Here is a 17,811-nt window from a genome sequence, read left to right as displayed (position 1 = left end):
GCGGCGGTCGCCCATTGACATCGAGTGCCCGCGAGTGCAGACTCACGGCCGATTCAAGTGAAGGAAAGTTCACCAGACGAACAGCGTGGCAATGGCGCCCACCCGAAGGGAACGACCGATGCGTACCACCGTCGGCATCATCGGAGCCGGTCCGGCCGGACTTCTGCTCGCCCGGCTGCTGCACCGCGCCGGCATCGACTCGGTCGTGCTGGAGAGCCGCGACCGGGCCTACGTCGAGCAGCGCCAGCGGGCCGGAATCCTGGAGCAGGGCACGGTGGACGTGCTGCGCGCGGCCGGGGCCGGGGAGCGCATGGACCGGGAGGGCCTGCGGCACGACGGCATCGAGCTGCGGTACGCGAAGCGGCGCCGGCGCGTCGACTTCCCCGCCCTCACCGGCGGCCGGTCGGTGATGGTGTACGCCCAGACGGAGGTGTGCAAGGACCTGATCGCGCTCCAGCTGAAGGAGGGCGGCCCGCTGCTGTTCGAGGCGGAGGCGCTCGCGGTCGAGGGCGTGGAGGGCGACAGCCCGCGCGTGCGCTTCCGGCACGACGGCGCCGAGGACGTCCTGGAGTGCGACTACGTCGTCGGGTGCGACGGCTTCTGGGGCGTCGCCCGCAGGGCGGTCCCCGAGGAGCTGACCCGGGTCTTCGAGCGGACGTACCCCTTCTCCTGGCTCGGCATCCTCGCCGACGTGCCGCCCTCGCACGACGAGCTCGTCTACGCCCGCCACGACCGCGGCTTCGCCCTGCTGTCCATGCGCTCCCCGTCCGTCTCCCGCCTCTACCTCCAGGTGCCCGAGGGCACCGACGCTCAGGCGTGGAGCGACGAGGAGATCTGGCAGGAGCTGGAGCGCCGCTTCGAGACCGAGGACGGCTGGCGGCTGGAGCGCGGCCCGATCACCCAGAAGTCGGTGACGCCCATGCGCTCCTACGTCCACGAGCCCATGCGGCACGGACGGCTCTTCCTCGCGGGTGACGCCGCGCACATCGTGCCGCCCACCGGCGCCAAGGGCCTGAACCTCGCCGTCGGGGACGTCGTCACCTTCGCGCGGGCACTGGCCCATCGGACGGAGACCGGCTCCGCGGAACTCCTGGACGCCTACTCGCGGACCTGCCTGCGCCGCGTCTGGCAGGCCGAGCGGTTCTCGTACGACATGACGTCCATGCTGCACCGCGCCCCCGATGCCACGCCCTTCGAGGAGCGGCTGCAGCTCGCCCGGCTGGAGCGCATCGCCTCCTCGCGGGCCGCCGAGACCGACCTCGCCGAGGGCTACACGGGCTTCCCGCTCGGCTGAGTGATCTCCGACAGGTTCCGGCCATGTCGCAGATTGGTCATGAGTGGCCCCCTGCGGTGAGGGGAATCACGGATCCGGCTAGCGTGTTGCGCAGCACGACGAGGGAAAGATCCTCCCCAAGCACTAGGGTCAATCCTTTGCCTACCTATTACCCTGATGCCAAGGCCGCGTGGTGCGGCCATGGAGGAGTGCAATGAGGAGCAGAAACCCGGTCTTCTCGCGACGGGGGTTCAGCCGCGACAACGGCTACGCGGGCTTCAACGCCGCGCCGCAGGCCGGGGGACAGGCTGTCGGCACGCAGGGCAACCCGTACGCCCAGCCGGCCGGCAACCCCTACGCCCAGAACCCGTACGCGCAGAACCCGTACGCCCAGCAGGGCCTGCAGGGCGCCCCGCCCCAGGCCCCGGCCACCACCGGCCGGATGACGATGGACGACGTCGTGCTGCGCACGGCGACGACGCTCGGCACCCTGATCGTGACGGCCGCGCTCGCCTGGGCGCTGCTGCCGGTCGACGACGCCCACATCAGCCGGTCCTACGGCATCGGCATCGGTGCCGCGCTGGTCGGCATGGTCCTGGCGTTCGTCCAGTCCTTCAAGCGCAAGGCCTCGCCCGCGCTGATCCTGACGTACGCCGCGTTCGAGGGTGTCTTCCTCGGCGTGGTCTCCAGCATCGTCGACCAGCGCATCGCGAGCGGCGCGGCCATGCAGGCCGTGATCGGCACGATGGCGGTGTTCGCCGGTGTGCTGATCGCGTACAGGGCGGGCTGGATCCGCGTCAACCGCCGCTTCTACGGCTTCGTGATGGCGGCCGCGCTCGGCTTCGTGCTGCTGATGGCGGTGAACCTGCTGTTCGCCGTCTTCGGCGGCGGTGACGGCCTCGGCTTCCGCAGCGGCCCGCTCGGCGTCTTCTTCGGCGTCGTCGGCATCCTGCTCGGCGCGTGCTTCCTCGCCCTGGACTTCAAGCAGGTCGAGGACGGCATCGCCTACGGCGCGCCGAAGGACGAGGCGTGGCTGGCGGCCTTCGGACTGACGCTGACGCTGGTGTGGATCTACATGGAGTTCCTGCGGATCATCGCGATCCTCAACAGCAACGACTAGCGGCCGGCGTTCGTACGGCGACCGCTGCGCGTGCAGCAAAGGGCCCCGGGTTCCTCCCGGGGCCCTTCGTCGTCTGGTTGCGCGCCTAGAGCAGTTTGCGCGCGGCCCTCCTCAGGTCGTACTCATGAATAATCGCCTTGGCGTGGCCGTACGCGAGATCGTGCTCGTGGCGTAGCCAGCTGACCTTCTCCTCGAAGTTGAAGAGAGCCGGGCCATCTTCGACGGCGCGAAGCCAGTCGGTGACTTCACGACCGGTGCAGTGGGGGATGCGGGCTAGCAGGTTGCGATGGGTCTCCTCGGAGAAGACTTGGGACATCGGCGCCTCCGGACGAAAAAGGGGTTGTAAGCCGGTCCTTCAGGTCACCGTGCCTGAGCGTTCGCCTGTTGGCAACAGTGCGGCGGCGCGTACGCTCGGTTCTCGTGGTTGATACGACGCCCTTGACTCGTGCCGTGGATCATTTCGCCGACCGTCTCAGGGCGGCGCCGCAGAGCCGCCTGCAGCGGTGTGCTGCCGCGGAAGCGCTGGCGCTGGCAAGGGAGTTGAGCCGGCGGGCGCAGGTTCTGGAGGAGCCCGGGGTGGAGCCCCGGGAGATGCCCGATGCGGGGATGTTCGCCGCGGCTGATCAAATTACGGTCGCCGTTCATGACTTGGCCGTCGTGCTGAGCGACGAGGGCCAGGTCGACGAGGCTGTGCGGTTGGTGGAGGAGGCGCAGGCCCGGGCGGGCGTCTGAGGCTCGCGGGCGACCGAACACGGCCCCGCGCCCCTGGTGGGGTGCAGGGCTCTGTGCTCTACAGCGACGCGATGACCCGGTCGGCCAGGATGTAGACGTTCTCCTCGCCGCACTCGAACGTCAGCGTGTACGCGCCCGAGATGCCCGAGCCGCCCAGGAGGACCGGGCTCTCGCCGGCGCGGAGGGCGGCCGCGAGGCGCTCGGCCGTCTCACGGTGGCCCGGGGTCATGCACAGCGTGGTGCCGTCGGCGAAGACGTAGACGTCGAGGGTGCCCAGCGGGCCCGGGCGGACGTCGGCCAGTTCGACGCGGGACGAGGCCAGTTCCTCCAGGGTGGCCACCGTGCGCTCATGGTCGTTCACGACCGGTGACTGGACCGGGACGAAGTCCGGGTGGGAGGGGTGGCGGCGGCGGGCGGCGGCCAGTTCGGGGGATTCCCCCGCGAAGTCGTCGGCGTCCGCGGTCGGCTCGCTCACCGGCTCCAGGCCCACGAAATCGGCCTGACGGGGCAGGAACAGCTCGCTGTCGGGCAGGCCCAGCAGTGACGGCGCGTCGGAGGCGTCACGGGCCTCCTGCGCGGCCCAGAAGGCACGCGCCTCGGCGAGCTCGCGCTCACGCTCCTCGGCGAGCGCCGCGGCGACCGCGGCGCGTATCTCATCCGCCTCGGCGGAGCGGGCGGCCGGTACGAGACCGCGCGCGGAGTTGTTCTCGGCGAGCTGGGTGTGCAGTACCGCGACCTCACGACGCAGCACCATGAGCGTGCGCAGGACGGCGACACCCACGGCGCCGGTGGCGGCCGTGATGACCAGCAGGGCGATCGGCATGGCGCTCACTGACGTACTCCCGGTTCAAAGTCGACCCCCGACTTCCTACATCAGCTTGAAGGGCGGACTAACCAGCTGTCAGTGCGTAACGTCACGAAACGGGCAGGACTTTGGGCCCGGCGTTTGCTGGCGTAACTGCGCTGACCTGCATAGATCCCCTCCGCCAGGGAGATAGGTCACATCCTGGGGGAGATTGGATCACAAAACGGCCCGGAGGCCGGGGGATTCCCGGACTCCGGGCCGTCAACTCACGGTGTGTGCTACGGCGGTTACCGAGAGGTTCAGCTGAGACGCTCGATGACCATCGCCATGCCCTGGCCACCGCCGACGCACATCGTCTCCAGACCGAACTGCTTGTCGTGGAACTGGAGGGAGTTGATGAGCGTGCCGGTGATGCGGGCGCCGGTCATGCCGAAGGGGTGGCCGACGGCGATGGCGCCGCCGTTCACGTTCAGCTTCTCCAGCGGGATGCCGAGGTCGCGGTAGGAGGGGATCACCTGGGCGGCGAACGCCTCGTTGATCTCGACCAGGTCGATGTCGCCGACGGTGAGGCCGGCCCGCTTCAGTGCCTGGTTGCTCGCCTCGACCGGGCCGAGGCCCATGATCTCGGGGGACAGCCCGGAGACGCCGGTGGACACGATGCGGGCGAGCGGGGTGAGGCCGAGCTCGCGGGCCTTGGTGTCGCTCATGATGACCACGGCCGCCGCGCCGTCGTTCAGCGGGCAGCAGTTGCCGGCGGTGACCAGGCCGTCGGGGCGGAAGACCGGCTTGAGGCCCGCGACGCCTTCCATGGTGACGCCGGCGCGCGGGCCGTCGTCCTTGGCGACGACCGTGCCGTCGGGGAGGGTCACCGGGGTGATCTCGCGCTCCCAGAAGCCGTTCTTGATGGCCTCCTCCGCGAGGTTCTGCGAGCGGACGCCGAACTCGTCCATGTCCTGGCGGGTGACGCCCTTGAGGCGGGCCAGGTTCTCGGCGGTCTGCCCCATCGCGATGTAGGGGTCGGGGACCAGGCCGTCCTCGCGCGGGTCGTGCCAGGTGGTGCCCTCCTGCGCGGCGACCTCGGCGGTGCGGGCCTCGGCCTCGGCGAAGAGGGGGTTGTGCGTGTCGGGGAGGCTGTCGGAGTTCCCCTTCACGAACCGGGACACCGTCTCGACGCCGGCCGAGATGAAGACGTCGCCCTCGCCGGCCTTGATGGCGTGCAGGGCCATGCGGGAGGTCTGCAGGGAGGAGGAGCAGTACCGGGTGACGGTGCAGCCAGGAAGGTGGTCCATTCCCATCTGCACGGCCACGATGCGGCCGAGGTTGTTTCCCTGCTCGCCGCCGGGCAGGCCGCAGCCGAGCATCAGGTCCTCGATGTCCTTCGGGTCCAGCTCGGGGACCTTGGCGAGGGCGGCCTGGATGATCGTGGCGGTGAGGTCGTCCGGGCGCAGATCCTTGAGAGAGCCCTTGAAGGCGCGGCCGATGGGGGAGCGGGCGGTCGAGACGATCACGGCTTCGGGCATCACGGCTCCATTGGCGATACGGGGGATGGGCAGGGCTGCTTGGGAAGTTACCCGTACGTATGGTCAGGGTCACGGGTAGCGTGGTGTGACCCTGACCGCAGTTTTCTAAGCGCTTGCTTTGCTCAGACCCCTCCGGGGGCGGTGCCCCCGGACAACCTGGTGCGTGACGGCGCCGTCTCCGGCTCCTGCACCCGGCGCCTGCGCCTGCGCTTGAGCAGCGCCCATGGGCCCCGCGGCCCCGTCGGCATCGCCGCGGTGACCTCGGTGCCCGCCTCGGAGGCGGCCTCCGCCGCTGCCCGGGCGACCGGGAGGAAGCCCTCGCGCCGCGAGATGTCGGGGCGCTCCTCGTCGGCCGGCCAGAGGCCGAGGGTCGCGCAGACCGTCGGGAGCACGGCCATGGCGGCCGTCGCGTAGCCCTCCGCCGAGGGGTGGTAGTTGTCGGGGCCGAAGAGCTCGCGGGGATTGGCCTCGAACTCCGGGCCGAGCAGGTCGCCCAGCGACACCGTGCGGCCGCCCTGTTCGACGGTGCCGATCGTCTGGGCCGCGGCGAGCTGGCGGGAGGACCGGCGGGCCAGCCAGCGCAGCGGCTGCTGGACCGGTTCGATGGTGCCGAGGTCGGGACAGGTGCCGACCACCACCTCCGCGCCGGCCGTGCGCAGCCGGCGCACCGCCGCCGAGAGGTGGCGGACGGAACGGGTCGGCGGCATGCGGTGGGTGACGTCGTTGGCGCCGATCATGATCACGCAGACGTCGGGGGTGCGGGCGGGGTTCGCCAGGACCAGGGCCACCTGGCGGTCCAGGTCGTCGGACGTGGCCCCGGGAAGGGCCACGTTGTGCAGTTCCACCGGGCGCTCGGCCACCGCCGCGAGGCCCGAGGCGAGCAGGGCCCCCGGGGTCTGGCCCGCGCGGTGGACGCCCTGCCCCGCGGCCGTGGAGTCACCGAGCATCGTCAGGCGCAGGGGCGGTTCGTCCGGGACGGTGTAGGTCGTGCCGTACAGGCCGTCCGCCACCGGGACGCGTCCGCTGGTGCCGTTGCCCACGTGCCGCCTGGCCATGTGGACCTCCGCCAGCAGCAGACCCACGGTGGCCGCGCCGGCCAGCCCGATCCCGCCACCGCCGAACGCAGCACCGGCCGCGATCCGCCGGGCCACCCTCGCCCTCGACATGCTCGTCATACGTCGCCGCCACCTCCTCGTAGCCGTACATCCACTCCTTGCCCCGTACCGGCCGTTCGCCAATCTCAACGGCGCGTGAACGGCTCCAGTGAGCCGTAGGCTGGCGGAACAATCACTGCCACATCTTTTGCAAGCATCCGGAGACAACGGTGCAATTCCACGACTCGATGATCAGCCTCGTCGGCAACACCCCGCTGGTGAGGCTCAACAGCGTGACCAAGGGCATTCGGGCGACCGTCCTGGCCAAGGTCGAGTACTTCAACCCCGGCGGCTCGGTGAAGGACCGCATCGCCCTGCGCATGATCGAGGCGGCCGAGAAGAGCGGGGAGCTCGAGCCGGGCGGCACCATCGTCGAGCCGACCAGCGGCAACACCGGGGTCGGGCTCGCCATCGTGGCGCAGCAGAAGGGGTACAAGTGCATCTTCGTGTGCCCCGACAAGGTGAGCACCGACAAGATCAACGTGCTGCGGGCGTACGGCGCCGAGGTGGTCGTCTGCCCGACCGCCGTGGACCCCGAGCACCCGGACTCGTACTACAACGTCTCCGACCGGCTGGTGCGCGAGACGCCCGGCGCCTGGAAGCCGGACCAGTACTCCAACCCCAACAACCCGCTCTCCCACTACCACTCCACGGGCCCCGAGCTGTGGGAGCAGACGGAGGGGAAGATCACCCACTTCGTGGCGGGCGTGGGCACCGGCGGGACCATCTCCGGTACCGGCCGCTACCTCAAGGACGTCAGTGACGGCAGGGTCCAGGTCATCGGCGCCGACCCCGAGGGGTCCGTCTACTCCGGCGGCTCCGGGCGGCCGTACCTGGTCGAGGGCGTCGGTGAGGACTTCTGGCCGACCGCCTACGACCGGACCGTGGCCGACGAGATCGTCGCGGTGTCCGACAAGGACTCCTTCCAGATGACCCGCCGGCTGGCCAAGGAGGAGGGGCTGCTGGTCGGCGGCTCCTGCGGGATGGCGGTCGTCGCGGCGCTGGAGGTCGCCGCGCGGCTCGGCGAGGACGACGTCGTGGTGGTGCTGCTGCCCGACAGCGGCCGCGGGTACCTCAGCAAGATCTTCAACGACGAGTGGATGGCCGACTACGGCTTCCTCGAGGACACGGGCCCCAGCGCCCGCGTCGGCGACGTCCTGAACGACAAGGAACACGGCGCCATCCCGTCCCTCGTCCACATGCACCCGGACGAGACCGTCGGGGAGGCCATCGAGGTGCTGCGCGAGTACGGCGTCTCGCAGATGCCGATCGTGAAGCCGGGCGCCGGCCACCCGGACGTCATGGCCGCCGAGGTCGTGGGCTCGGTGGTGGAACGGGAGCTGCTGGACGCCCTGTTCACCAAGCGGGCCTCCCTGGAGGACCCGCTGGAGAAGCACATGTCCGCCCCGCTGCCGCAGGTCGGCTCCGGCGAGCCGGTCGCGGACCTGATGTCCGTGCTGGGCCGCGCGGACGCGGCGATCGTCCTCGTCGAGGGCAAGCCGACCGGCGTGATCGGCCGGCAGGACCTGCTGGCCTTCCTGGCCAAGGGGAAGTAGCGGCGAACCGGCGAACCCCGGGTGAACCGCCGGTGTCGGCGGAGAAGTTGTGGCTGCCGGCGACGTCCGCGGACTTCTCGGAAGTGGTACGAGGGCGTCACGTCCACGCAGCACACGCTTAACACGGGTCCGGCACATTAGGGGTGTCGGCAGGGGCGGGAGCGGCTCCCCGCCCGGGCCGGCGCCGAACGTCCAAGGACCTCCGGAGCGGCTCCCGGACCTCCATGGACGCCCGGACGCGGCACCGGCCTGACCGGTCAGCGTCCTTCGCGGGGACCGCCGTCGTCCCGCCCCCCGTTCGCGGGGGTGCGGCGGTCCCCGCGCACATCTTCCTCATTCCTCCCAGCGGTCCCCGTCCTTGTTCCGCCCGTGGCGGCGGCCGAAGAGCTCGGGGTTGCTGCGGGCGGCCTGGACGAAGTTGACGCCGACGATGCCCGCCCAGGAGGCGAACAGGCCGGGCAGATGGCCGAGCGAGCCGCCGATCGCGGAGAGCGGGACCGCGAGCACCAGCGAGACCAGGCCGAAGCCGAAGCGCTCACCCCAGGTGTCGGTCGGCCTGGGCGCCCGGGAGCCCCGGGCCACCACCATCTGCTGCTCGGCCAGCTGCCTGCGCACGCGGCGCTCGACCGCGCCGTCGATGCGCTGGTCGACCTTCTCCAGGAACGAGTCGACCAGTGCAGACTCGTACTCCTCGCCGAGTTCCCTGCGCGCCTGCAGGGTGGCGTTCAGTTCCTTCTTGAGCTCGGCGTCCCGCGCGTCCATAGCGGTCTCCATTCCCGTCATGGAACACCACGGTAAAGAGCCGGGAGGAGGCTCGCACTGGGGTTAGCCCCCCTGTTCGGGGCGGGGTGTCCCGCCCTCCGGGACACCCCTCGCCCGTCACTTCGACAGGCCGTGCTGCCTGGCGTACGCGTCGGCCACCTCTTCGGGGTCCTTCTTGTCCTTGTCGACCAGACGGTTGAGCTCGGTGAGCTGGGCCGTGGTCAGGACGTTGCCGAGGCGGGCGAGCGCCTTGCGGACGGTGTCGTCGGCCTTGCGGTCGGCGATCAGCGGGACGATGTGCTGGCTGGGGATCAGGTTCTCGGGGTCGGTCAGCACCACCCAGCCGTTGGCCTCGATGTCGGTGTCGGTGGTGAAGAGGTTCGCCACGTCCACGTCGCCCTTCTTCAGGGCGCCCTTGACCAGCGGGCCGTCGGAGTCGAGCGACTTGAACTCCTTGAACTCGACGCCGTAGACGTCCTTCAGGCCGACCGCGCCCACCCGGCGCTTCTTCACCTCGGGGGCGGCGCCGACGACCAGCCTGCCGTTCTGCTTCCTGAGGTCGGCCAGCGAGGTCAGGCCGTACTTCTTCGCCGTCTCGCGGGTGACCACGAAGGCGTCTGAGTCCTCGGCCGTGCCGTACGGCAGGATCTGCAGGCCCGCCGGCAGCGCCAGGGTGAGGGCGTTCTGCATCGCGCCCTCCTCAGAGGCGGTGGCCTTCGGGTCGAGGTAGTTGAGCAGGGCGCCCTGGTACTCCGGCAGGAGGTCGATGTCACCGCTCTTCAGGGCGGGGATCACGATCTCGCGGGTGCCGAGGTTGGGGCGGACGGTGACCTTCACGCCGGCCTGCTTCAGCACGGCCGCGTAGAGGTAGCCAAGCACCTGGTTCTCGGTGAAGTTGGCGGTGCCGATGGTGACTCCGCCCTTGCTGGAGCCGCCGCCACCGGAGGCGGAGCCCTGGCCGTTCAGGGAGGTGACGCCGCTCGCGCAGGCGGAGAGGGCGGGGACGGAGGCGGCCGCGAACAGGCCGCCGAGGAGAGTGCGTCGGTTCATGGTCTTGAGGTCCCTAGGCGGTGCGGGTGGGGGTCCCCCCGCTCGAGCGACGTCGAGAGCGGGGGAGGAAGAGGAAGCGCTGGAGGCCGGAGAGGGCCAGGTCCAGGGCGACGGCGACGACGGCGACCAGCAGCGCGCCGCCGAGCACCTGCACCAGGTCGCGCTGGGCGAGGCCGTCGAAGACGTAGCGGCCCAGGCCCCCGAAGGAGACGTACGCGGCGATCGTGGCGGTGGCGACGACCTGGATCAGGGCCAGGCGCAGGCCCGTCATGATCAGCGGGAGCGCGAGCGGCAGTTCGACCTGGAACAGGACCTGATGGCCGCGCATGCCCTGGCCGCGCGCCGCGTCCCGCACGTCCGGGTCGACGGCGCTCATCCCGGCGTAGGTGTTGGTGACGATGGCAGGGACGGCGAGGGCGACCAGGGCAACGTAGACCGGCAGCATCGACAGGCCGCCGGCCAGGAAGACCAGGACGACCAGGCCGACGGTGGGCAGCGCGCGGCCGAAGGACGAGAGGTTGATCGCGACGAAGGCGCCCTTGCCGGTGTGGCCGATGAGCAGGCCGAGCGGGAGGCCGATCGCGGCCGCGATGAGGGTCGCGAGGAGCGAGTACTGCAGGTGCTCGGCGAGGCGGTGGGTGATGCCGTCGGGACCGGTCCACTGGGCGCCGCTGGTCAGCCAGGTGCCCAGGTTCTTGAGGAGTTCGTACATCTCAGGCTCGCCTCCTGCGCCAGGGGGCCAGGACGTACTGGAGGGCGACCAGCAGGGCGTCCGCCACGACCGCGAGCAGGATCGTCAGGACCACGCCCACGATCACCGGGGTCGGGAAGTTGCGCTGGAAGCCGTCGGTGAAGAGCTGGCCGAGGCCGCCGTCGCCGATGTAGGTGGCGACCGAGACCAGGGAGATCGACATGACTGTGGCGATGCGGACGCCCGCCATGATCACGGGGAGGGCGAGCGGGAACTCGACGGTCAGGAGCGTGCGCAGGGGGCGCGTGCCCATCGCCTTGGCCGCCTCCTTGGTCTTCGCGGGTACCGAGTCCAGGCCCTCGACGGTGTTCCGCAGCAGCACGACCAGGGTGTAGACCGTCAGGCCGATCACCGTGGTGGTCCGGGTCAGTCCGCTCACCGGCAGCAGGAGCACGAAGATCGCGATCGAGGGGATCGTGAACAGGACGTTGGAGAACCCGAGCAGGAAGCCGCGCAGCGGGCGGATCCGGTGGGCGATCACGGCGAGCGGGAGCGAGATCAGCACGCCGAACAGGACGGCGGTCAGGGCCGCCTGGAGGTGCGAGACGGTCAGGCTGGTGAGCTCGTCGGTGTGGTCGCCTATCCACGACCAGTCGACGGTCATGCGGCCACCCGCGCTTCCGTGTGCGCCCGGCCGGCGTGGGCGTGGATGTCGTCGCGGGAGGAGACGCCGGTGAGCACGCCGGCCGCGTCGACACGGGCGATCAGGCCGGTGGGGGAGGCGACGGACTCGTTCAGCGCCGACAGCAGGGAGTCGCCGTCCTTCAGCGGCCGTACGGGGAGCTCGTCGCCGGCGGACTTCCAGTGCCGGGGCCTGCGGGCCTCGTCGAGCACGAGGGTCCAGGCACCGCCCTCGGGCGCCGGGCCCTGCGGGACGTCCGCGAGGGTGGTCAGCGACAGCAGCTTCAGGCCGCGCTCGGCGCCGAGGAAGTCGGCCACGAAGTCGTCGGCGGGGCGGGCGAGGAGCTCGGCGGGCGTGGCGCACTGCACCAGGTGTCCGCCGGTGCGGAACACGGCGATCTGGTCGCCGAGCCGCACGGCCTCGTCGATGTCGTGCGTGACGAAGACGATGGTCTTGCTCAACTCCTTCTGCAGGCGCAGCAGTTCGTCCTGGAGCTGGGTGCGCACCACCGGGTCGACCGCGCCGAAGGGCTCGTCCATCAGGAGCACGGGCGGGTCGGCGGCCAGGGCGCGGGCGACTCCCACGCGCTGCTGCTGGCCGCCGGAGAGCTGGTGCGGGTACCGCTTGGCCGCGTCCGCGGCGAGGCCGACGGTCTCCAGCAGCTCGGCGGCCCGGGTGCGGGCCTTCTTCCGGCTCCAGCCGAGCAGGAGCGGCACGGTGGCGATGTTGTCGAGCACCGTGCGGTGCGGGAACAGGCCCGCCTGCTGGATGACGTACCCGATGGAGCGGCGCAGCTCCGCGGCGTCCTGCCGGGTCACGTCCCGGCCGCCGACCTGGATGGTCCCGGAGGTCGGCTCGATCATCCGGTTGATCATCCGCAGCGTGGTCGTCTTGCCGCAACCGGAGGATCCGACGAGGACGGTCACGCCCCCTTCGGGCATCTCCAGGGTGAGATCGTGAACTGCTGTCGTGCCGTTGGGGAAGCGCTTGTGGACCGCATCGAACTGGATCATGAGTTGTCCCTTGCCCGGCTGTATAACGTCATGCAGAGTTCTCGGTATCTGAATAGGTTGTCAACGCCTCAGCGTTAATCCGAGGTAACGGATGACCGCAGGCCAAGATCGGATGTCCGTATTGATTGGGGTTTGAGGGTTATGTCGTCTCGGATCGTGGACACTCCGGATGCCGGGTCTCTGGGACACACCGGCCTGGTGGTCCTCGACGGGATAGGGCTCGGCATCGCCGACGTCGTGCGCCTCGCCGAAGGGACCGCGCGACCGGTGCCCGGTACCGACGCGATGAAGCGGGTGACGGTGTCCTGGGACGCGGCCCGGCAGATCGCCGCGACCGGGCGCGTCTACGGCCGCTCGACCGGCGTGGGCGCCAACCGGAACGAGGACGTGCCCACCGACACGGCCGCCGAGCACGGACTCAGGCTGCTGCGCAGCCATGCCGGCGCGATCGGCGACGAGCTGCCCGCGCGGGAGGTCCGGGCGATGCTCGCCGTCCGCGCCAACCAGCTCCTCGCGGGCGGCGCCGGCCTGCGGCCCACCGTCGTCACCGCGTTGTGCGAGGCGCTGGAGTGCGGCGCCCACCCGGCCGTGAACGAATTCGGCTCGGTCGGCACCGGCGACATCGCCGCCCTCGCGCAGGCCGCCCTGGCGCTGGCCGGCGAGGCCCCGTGGCGGGGACCGGGTGCGCCCAAGCCGCAGCAGCTCGACAACAACGACGCGCTGGCCTTCATCAGCAGCAACGCCCTGACCCTCGGTCAGTCCGCGCTGGCCCTGCACGAACTGCGCGGTCTGGTGCAGGCCACCCAGGTCGTCGCCGCGCTCTCGCTGCTGGCCGTCGACGGCTCGCACGAGGCGTACGCAGCCCCCGTGCACGCCGCCCGGCCGCACCGGGGCTCCACCGAAGTCGCCAGCCGCATGCGTGAGTTGATCGGTGCGGCGGACCGGCCCACCCCGCCGCTCGGCCGGATCCAGGACCCGTACGGCTTCCGCTGCCTGCCGCAGATACACGGGCCGGCGCTGGACGCGGCGGACGACCTGGAGGAGGTCGTCCGGATCGAGATCAACGCGGCCGCCGAGAACCCGCTGATCTCGCCCGAGGACATGGCGGCCTACCACCACGGCGGCTTCTACCAGGCCCAACTGGCGCTCGCCCTGGACCACTTCAGGCTCGCCCTGACCCAGGTGGCCCGGCTGTCGACCTCACGGCTGTCCACGCTCAACGAGCCCGGCTTCACCCGGCTGCGGCCCTTCCTCGCCAACGAGGAGCCCGCCGCCTCCGGCGTGATGATCCTCGAGTACGCCGCCGGGGCGGCCCTGGGCGACCTGCGTGCCTTCTCCGCTCCCGCGTCGCTCGGCCACGCTGTACTCTCCCGGGGCGTCGAGGAACAGGCCAGCTTCGCCTCGCTCGCCGCGCGTCAGACCCTGCGCGCCTGCCGCGCGTACCGTCTCGTCGTCGGCTGCGAACTCGTCGCCGCCGTAAGGGCGCTGCGCCAGCGCGGCCTGCGGCCCGAGCCGGACCTGCCGGTGGGCCGTGCGCTGGAGCTCGCCGAGTCGGCGCTGTCGCAGGACCAGGCCGACCGGCCGCTCACGGACGACGTGACGGCGGCGGCCGCACTGCTGGACCGGTTCACGGACATCTGGAGGGGGAGCGGGTCATGAGCGCGGAGAGGGATGTGAGCGTGGTGGACAGTCCTGCGGGGCGCCTGCAGGCGCTCTTCGAGGGGCACCGGCTGACGCCGACCCAGCGGCGCATCGCGCACAGCATGGTGCGGCGGGCCGCCGACGTGCCCTTCCTGTCCAGCGTGGAGCTGGCCGAGCTCGCCGGGGTCAGCCAGCCGTCCGTGACCCGCTTCGCCGTGGCCCTCGGCTTCGACGGCTATCCGGCGCTGCGCAAGCACCTGCGCGAGGTCGCGCCCGCCGAGCAGGCGTCCGAGACGGGCTCGTACAACGAGTACCAGCAGGCCGTCGAGGCCGAGATCGAGAACCTCCGGCACCTCGCGGAGCTGCTGGCCGACCCGCGTCCGGTGCGCAGGGCGGGACGGCTGCTCGCCGCCTCCCGGCCGCTGCCCGTGCTCGGCCTGCGGGCCGCCGCCTCCCAGGCCTACGGCTTCTCGTACTTCGCGGGCAAGGTCCACCCTGACGTCCGGCTGCTCGACGAGGGCGGCACGATGATCCAGGACCGCATCGAGGCCGCCGTACGGGCCGGGGCGAGCGCCCTGCTGTGCTTCGCGCTGCCCCGGCATCCGCGCGAGGTCGTGGACACCCTCGCCTTCGCCAAGGAGGCCGGGCTGACGGTGGTGACCGTCGCCGACTCCGCCTTCGCGCCGGTCGCCAAGGTCTCGGACCTGCTCCTGCCGGCGGCCGTGGGCACGGGGCTCGCCTTCGACACGGCGTGCGCGCCGATGCTGCTGGGCCGGGTCCTGCTGGAGGCCATGTGCGACGACCTGCCGGACGCGCAGGCCCGCCTGGAGGAGTTCGACGCGCGGGCGGCGGCGCGGGGGCTGTTCGTGGAGTGACGCCCGGCCCGGTGCGCTCTCAGACTGGTCTCACCTTCGCTCGTTAGCGTGCGTCCCACGGATGCCGCGCAGAAACGGGACGGAGGCCGAACGTGGCACGTGGAGGGCAGGGACTGGCCAGGGTGGCCGTCGTCGTACGGGCCGGAGCCGCGCCGCTGTGGTGGGCCGGGGTGTTCGCGGCCGGCGTCGGGGTGCTGGTGCCGGGGATCACGGGACGCCGGATCGGGGTCATGGCCGGTGCGGCGCTGTTCGTCGCGGCGGCGGCCGCGGTGTCGTACGCGCGCCGCAGGCGGTACGCCTCCCTGGTCCGGTCGGCGGTGCGCGCGGGCAAGCACGACGTGCTCCAGGACCGCGCGGTGAGTGTGCGCAACTGGCGCCGGGGACACCGCTGGTGGCTGCTGCTGGCGTTCGTGGCGGCGCTGCTGAGCGCGTTCGCCGTGCCCGCCGCCGGCGGCATGCTGCTCGCCGGTGCCGGTACGGGTCTGCGGCTGAAGGCCGCCTGGCTCGGGCGGCGCGAGCGGGCCGGGGAGGCGCTGCTGTGGGTGCGGGTCGACTGGCTCGCCGCGAACGGCGGCCGCCCGGCCGGCAAGGCGGTCAGGGCGTACCGCAGTACGGGCATCGCGGCGGGCGACGCGGCCCCGGGCGGGGCGCGGCGCCGCACCGCGGCGCTCGTCTGAACTCAGACCTCCAGGTCGGCCTCGATCGACTTCAGCTGGTGGCGGGCCATCGCCAGGTTGGAGCGCTTGGCGTCGAGCACCAGGTACAGGAACAGGCCGTTGCCGCCGCGCCCGCTGATCAGGCGGATCAGGTGGTACTGGTCGCTCAGCGTGATCAGGATGTCCTCGATCTGGCCCTTCAGCCCGAGGTGCTCCATCGTGCGCATCTTGGCGCGGACGACATCGGTGTTGCCGGCGGCGGCCACGTTCAGGTCGAAGGCCTTGCTGCCGCCCATCGTGCCCAGCGCCATGCCGCTGGTGTAGTCGACGAGCGCGACGCCGGTCGCGCCCTCGATGGAGGCGAGTGCTTCTTTGAGGCAGGTTTCGGTGTTGGCCATGACTGGTTTCCTCGGTTTCCTCTCAACTTTCGGTGGCAGTGCGCGCGTTGGTGCTCGTCGTGCGTGGCGCGCGGGTCGTTCTGGTCCGTGTGGCGGCCGTCTTGGCCGGTGGCTTGGCGGGCTTGGCCGGCTTCGGCCTGCCCGGGAGTGCGGCGTGGCCGTCGAGGAGTTCGGTGATCCGGGCTGCCGCCCGCCGGCCCTCCAGCAGGAGCCGCCCGACGTTGACCCGGTCCTGGGCGAGCAGGGTCAGCACGGCCGAGTCGCCGGCCGCGTAGGTCGCCACGTAGCCGTACACACCCCGCACGAGCAGTTCGCGGAACTCGCCCTGTCCCGTCGCGTCCGCCAGCTTCACCGCCGCCCCGTACGCGGTCTCGATGAGCGTGGCGAGGCCGTCCGGGTCGACGCCGGGGGTGTCCTGGGCCAGCACGCGCCCGTCGACACCGGTCGCGAGCGCGCCCGTGAGCTGGGGGACGCGGGCTCTCAGACGGCGCAACTCGTCGAGCATGTGGGGGTCGGCAGACATCCGGGGTCTCCTCTCAAAGGGCCTCCAGCGCATCCCTGAGCCTCTTCAGCAACGTGATGTGGGGATCGGTCGAAAGCTGTCCGAGGTCGGGCGGCGGCGGTGGCGGCTCGCGGCGCATCTCCACGAACCCCGCCGCCGTCAGCCGGCGGACGTCCACCAGCGTGTGGAACGCCAGACGGCCGACCGCGCGGGCGATGTCCGACGCCGTGCGGGCGCCGTCCACCTGGTTCAGCACCGTCCGCTGGCGGCGGGTGAGGGCGGGGGCCGCCACCGGGTCCGCGCGGATCAGGGGAGCCGTGTCCGGCTCCGGGTCGGGCCAGATGCGGTGCAGGAGGTCGCGGCGGCGCAGCGTCTCGCGCTCCAGGGCGGCCACCGGCACGGGGCGCTCCGGTCCGCCGGGGTGCGCGCTGCCGTAGCGGAAGCGGCCGGGTGTGCTGCTGGAGGCGAGGGCGAAGTACGCGGCGTCGTACAGGGCCGCCAGCCGGCACAGCTCCAGCGTGCCGGGGGCGAGGAGACCGCCCGCGACCAGGAGACGGCCGGTGTCCTGGTCCTCGTCCGTCTCCTTCAGCGCGCGCTGCCAGTCCTCGGCGGAGAGGGTGCCGCGGGCCGTGAGGAGGACGTCCAGACCGGGCGCGAACGGGCTCTCGGCGTGCACGACCAGGCCCCCGGCGAGATGGAGCGTGCCGTGCTCGCGGAACAGCACGCCGGTGGCCTGCTCGGTGGCGAGCCGGTTCAGCATCGGCGAGACACCGCTCCACGCGCGTGCGTGGGCGGTGGCCCGGTCGCGCACGGGCAGGCGCGGGGGCTCGGCCGTCCGGGCGGTGGTCATGCCAGCACCAGCCGTTCCGCCATCTCGCCCAGCCGGATGCGGGCCAGCGCCAGGTTGCCCTCCGCGCGGGCCAGCCACAGGTGCAGGAAGACGCTGCCGTCGAAGGAGGACCCCACGAACCGCAGCACGTGGTAGCTGTCCCGGTTGCTGACGATCAGGTCCTCGACCGGGGGGTCCGCGTCCGTGGCCACCCCGGCCTCGAGGTCGTCGTCCGGCGCGAACGCGTGCTGCTCGGCGGCCAGCCGGGCGATCTCGGCGGCCTCCACCGCGGCCGTCTCCTGGTCGCCGCCCGGGAACTCCCCGACGGTGCCCAGGGCCAGCCCGCTCGTCCAGTCGATCAGTGCGGCCCCCCGGGCACCGGGCAGCCTCATGGCTTCGAGCAGACACTCGTCGATTCCGGGCACCCTGGCTCCCCTCCCGCCTGCGGTTCGGCTGAGTGACGCCGAAGCTACGCAACGTGTGCGCGAGGGGTGAGGGATCTGGCATTTTCCGATGGAACTTGCGCCGGGGTACTAAGGTGGGTCAACTTGC

The 17,811-nt window shown here is 71.6% G+C and carries 20 protein-coding genes; 7 read left to right on the top strand and 13 right to left on the bottom strand.

Annotated features, from left to right (window positions below):
• Positions 1-118: 118 nt before the first annotated feature.
• Both ACIBN2_RS20470 and ACIBN2_RS20465 read left to right on the top strand, forming a co-directional pair.
• On the top strand, positions 119-1,294 hold the full coding sequence (locus tag ACIBN2_RS20470) for a 4-hydroxybenzoate 3-monooxygenase (protein WP_399135906.1): 1,176 nt from the start codon (positions 119-121) through the stop codon (positions 1,292-1,294).
• Between the two features lie 193 nt (positions 1,295-1,487).
• A complete protein-coding gene (locus ACIBN2_RS20465) occupies positions 1,488-2,393 on the top strand; it encodes a Bax inhibitor-1/YccA family protein (RefSeq protein ID WP_399135905.1) in 906 nt (301 codons plus the stop codon).
• Positions 2,394-2,478: 85 nt separating this feature from the next.
• Here ACIBN2_RS20465 and ACIBN2_RS20460 read toward each other — a convergent pair whose 3' ends face one another.
• Positions 2,479-2,709 (bottom strand): DUF4287 domain-containing protein, encoded by a 231-nt coding sequence (locus tag ACIBN2_RS20460; protein WP_399135904.1) that lies wholly within the window; start codon positions 2,707-2,709, stop codon positions 2,479-2,481.
• A 104-nt stretch (positions 2,710-2,813) separates the two neighbouring features.
• Here ACIBN2_RS20460 and ACIBN2_RS20455 point away from each other — a divergent pair, with 104 nt between their 5' ends.
• Entirely contained in the window at positions 2,814-3,125 is a 312-nt protein-coding gene (locus tag ACIBN2_RS20455) for a hypothetical protein (RefSeq protein WP_399135903.1), read from the top strand.
• 58 nt (positions 3,126-3,183) lie between these two features.
• Here ACIBN2_RS20455 and ACIBN2_RS20450 read toward each other — a convergent pair whose 3' ends face one another.
• The 3 genes from ACIBN2_RS20450 to ACIBN2_RS20440 all read right to left on the bottom strand — a co-directional run bounded on the left by ACIBN2_RS20450 (position 3,184) and on the right by ACIBN2_RS20440 (position 6,625).
• Positions 3,184-3,957, bottom strand: coding sequence for a hypothetical protein (locus ACIBN2_RS20450; RefSeq protein WP_399135902.1), 774 nt, complete (start codon positions 3,955-3,957; stop codon positions 3,184-3,186).
• A gap of 272 nt (positions 3,958-4,229) precedes the next feature.
• On the bottom strand, positions 4,230-5,450 hold the full coding sequence (locus tag ACIBN2_RS20445; RefSeq protein WP_399135901.1) for an acetyl-CoA C-acetyltransferase: 1,221 nt from the start codon (positions 5,448-5,450) through the stop codon (positions 4,230-4,232).
• A 122-nt stretch (positions 5,451-5,572) separates the two neighbouring features.
• Positions 5,573-6,625, bottom strand: a complete 1,053-nt coding sequence (locus ACIBN2_RS20440; protein WP_399135900.1) for an SGNH/GDSL hydrolase family protein — start codon at positions 6,623-6,625, stop codon at positions 5,573-5,575.
• 149 nt (positions 6,626-6,774) lie between these two features.
• Here ACIBN2_RS20440 and ACIBN2_RS20435 point away from each other — a divergent pair, with 149 nt between their 5' ends.
• Complete coding sequence (locus tag ACIBN2_RS20435; protein WP_399135899.1) at positions 6,775-8,160, top strand: cystathionine beta-synthase; 1,386 nt, start codon at positions 6,775-6,777, stop codon at positions 8,158-8,160.
• A gap of 333 nt (positions 8,161-8,493) precedes the next feature.
• Here the strand turns inward: ACIBN2_RS20435 and ACIBN2_RS20430 are convergent, their stop codons facing one another.
• The 5 genes from ACIBN2_RS20430 to ACIBN2_RS20410 form a co-directional block, all read right to left on the bottom strand.
• Positions 8,494-8,922 (bottom strand): hypothetical protein, encoded by a 429-nt coding sequence (locus tag ACIBN2_RS20430; protein ID WP_399136674.1) that lies wholly within the window; start codon positions 8,920-8,922, stop codon positions 8,494-8,496.
• 117 nt (positions 8,923-9,039) lie between these two features.
• The gene (locus ACIBN2_RS20425; protein WP_399135898.1) at positions 9,040-9,972 is read right to left on the bottom strand and encodes an ABC transporter substrate-binding protein; all 933 of its coding nucleotides are present in this window, start codon (positions 9,970-9,972) and stop codon (positions 9,040-9,042) included.
• Positions 9,973-9,985: 13 nt separating this feature from the next.
• On the bottom strand, positions 9,986-10,684 hold the full coding sequence (locus ACIBN2_RS20420) for an ABC transporter permease (protein WP_399135897.1): 699 nt from the start codon (positions 10,682-10,684) through the stop codon (positions 9,986-9,988).
• A gap of 1 nt (position 10,685) precedes the next feature.
• Entirely contained in the window at positions 10,686-11,327 is a 642-nt protein-coding gene (locus tag ACIBN2_RS20415) for an ABC transporter permease (protein WP_399135896.1), read from the bottom strand.
• Positions 11,324-12,358 carry an ABC transporter ATP-binding protein gene (locus ACIBN2_RS20410; protein ID WP_399135895.1) on the bottom strand — a complete coding sequence of 345 codons (1,035 nt, stop codon included), beginning with the start codon at positions 12,356-12,358 and terminating at the stop codon, positions 11,324-11,326. Before ACIBN2_RS20410 ends, ACIBN2_RS20415 begins: the two co-directional genes overlap by 4 nt.
• A 141-nt stretch (positions 12,359-12,499) precedes the next feature.
• Here ACIBN2_RS20410 and ACIBN2_RS20405 point away from each other — a divergent pair, with 141 nt between their 5' ends.
• The 3 genes from ACIBN2_RS20405 to ACIBN2_RS20395 all read left to right on the top strand — a co-directional run bounded on the left by ACIBN2_RS20405 (position 12,500) and on the right by ACIBN2_RS20395 (position 15,551).
• Positions 12,500-14,017: an aromatic amino acid ammonia-lyase gene (locus ACIBN2_RS20405; RefSeq protein WP_399135894.1), complete on the top strand. Its 1,518-nt coding sequence runs from the start codon at positions 12,500-12,502 to the stop codon at positions 14,015-14,017.
• Positions 14,014-14,874, top strand: a complete 861-nt coding sequence (locus tag ACIBN2_RS20400; RefSeq protein WP_399135893.1) for a MurR/RpiR family transcriptional regulator — start codon at positions 14,014-14,016, stop codon at positions 14,872-14,874. The genes ACIBN2_RS20405 and ACIBN2_RS20400 overlap by 4 nt, the downstream gene beginning before the upstream one ends.
• 92 nt (positions 14,875-14,966) lie before the next feature.
• Positions 14,967-15,551, top strand: coding sequence for a hypothetical protein (locus ACIBN2_RS20395; RefSeq protein ID WP_399135892.1), 585 nt, complete (start codon positions 14,967-14,969; stop codon positions 15,549-15,551).
• Between the two features lie 2 nt (positions 15,552-15,553).
• On the opposite strand, the gene ACIBN2_RS20390 is transcribed toward ACIBN2_RS20395, so the two are convergent.
• From ACIBN2_RS20390 to ACIBN2_RS20375, 4 genes are read right to left on the bottom strand one after another with little or no spacing between them, the layout of a single operon-like run.
• Positions 15,554-15,928: a hypothetical protein gene (locus tag ACIBN2_RS20390; protein ID WP_399135891.1), complete on the bottom strand. Its 375-nt coding sequence runs from the start codon at positions 15,926-15,928 to the stop codon at positions 15,554-15,556.
• Positions 15,929-15,950: 22 nt separating this feature from the next.
• Positions 15,951-16,451, bottom strand: a complete 501-nt coding sequence (locus ACIBN2_RS20385) for a roadblock/LC7 domain-containing protein (protein ID WP_399135890.1) — start codon at positions 16,449-16,451, stop codon at positions 15,951-15,953.
• A 13-nt stretch (positions 16,452-16,464) separates the two neighbouring features.
• Positions 16,465-17,280 (bottom strand): transcriptional regulator, encoded by an 816-nt coding sequence (locus ACIBN2_RS20380; RefSeq protein WP_399135889.1) that lies wholly within the window; start codon positions 17,278-17,280, stop codon positions 16,465-16,467.
• Positions 17,277-17,684, bottom strand: a complete 408-nt coding sequence (locus ACIBN2_RS20375) for a hypothetical protein (RefSeq protein WP_399135888.1) — start codon at positions 17,682-17,684, stop codon at positions 17,277-17,279. Before ACIBN2_RS20375 ends, ACIBN2_RS20380 begins: the two co-directional genes overlap by 4 nt.
• Positions 17,685-17,811: the final 127 nt, after the last annotated feature.

The organism is Streptomyces sp. NPDC050534, from assembly GCF_044457745.1.
Lineage (GTDB): Bacteria > Actinomycetota > Actinomycetes > Streptomycetales > Streptomycetaceae > Streptomyces.
The sequence above is the reverse complement of the archived record's forward strand: the minus strand, read 5'-3'. Positions and strand labels throughout refer to the sequence as shown.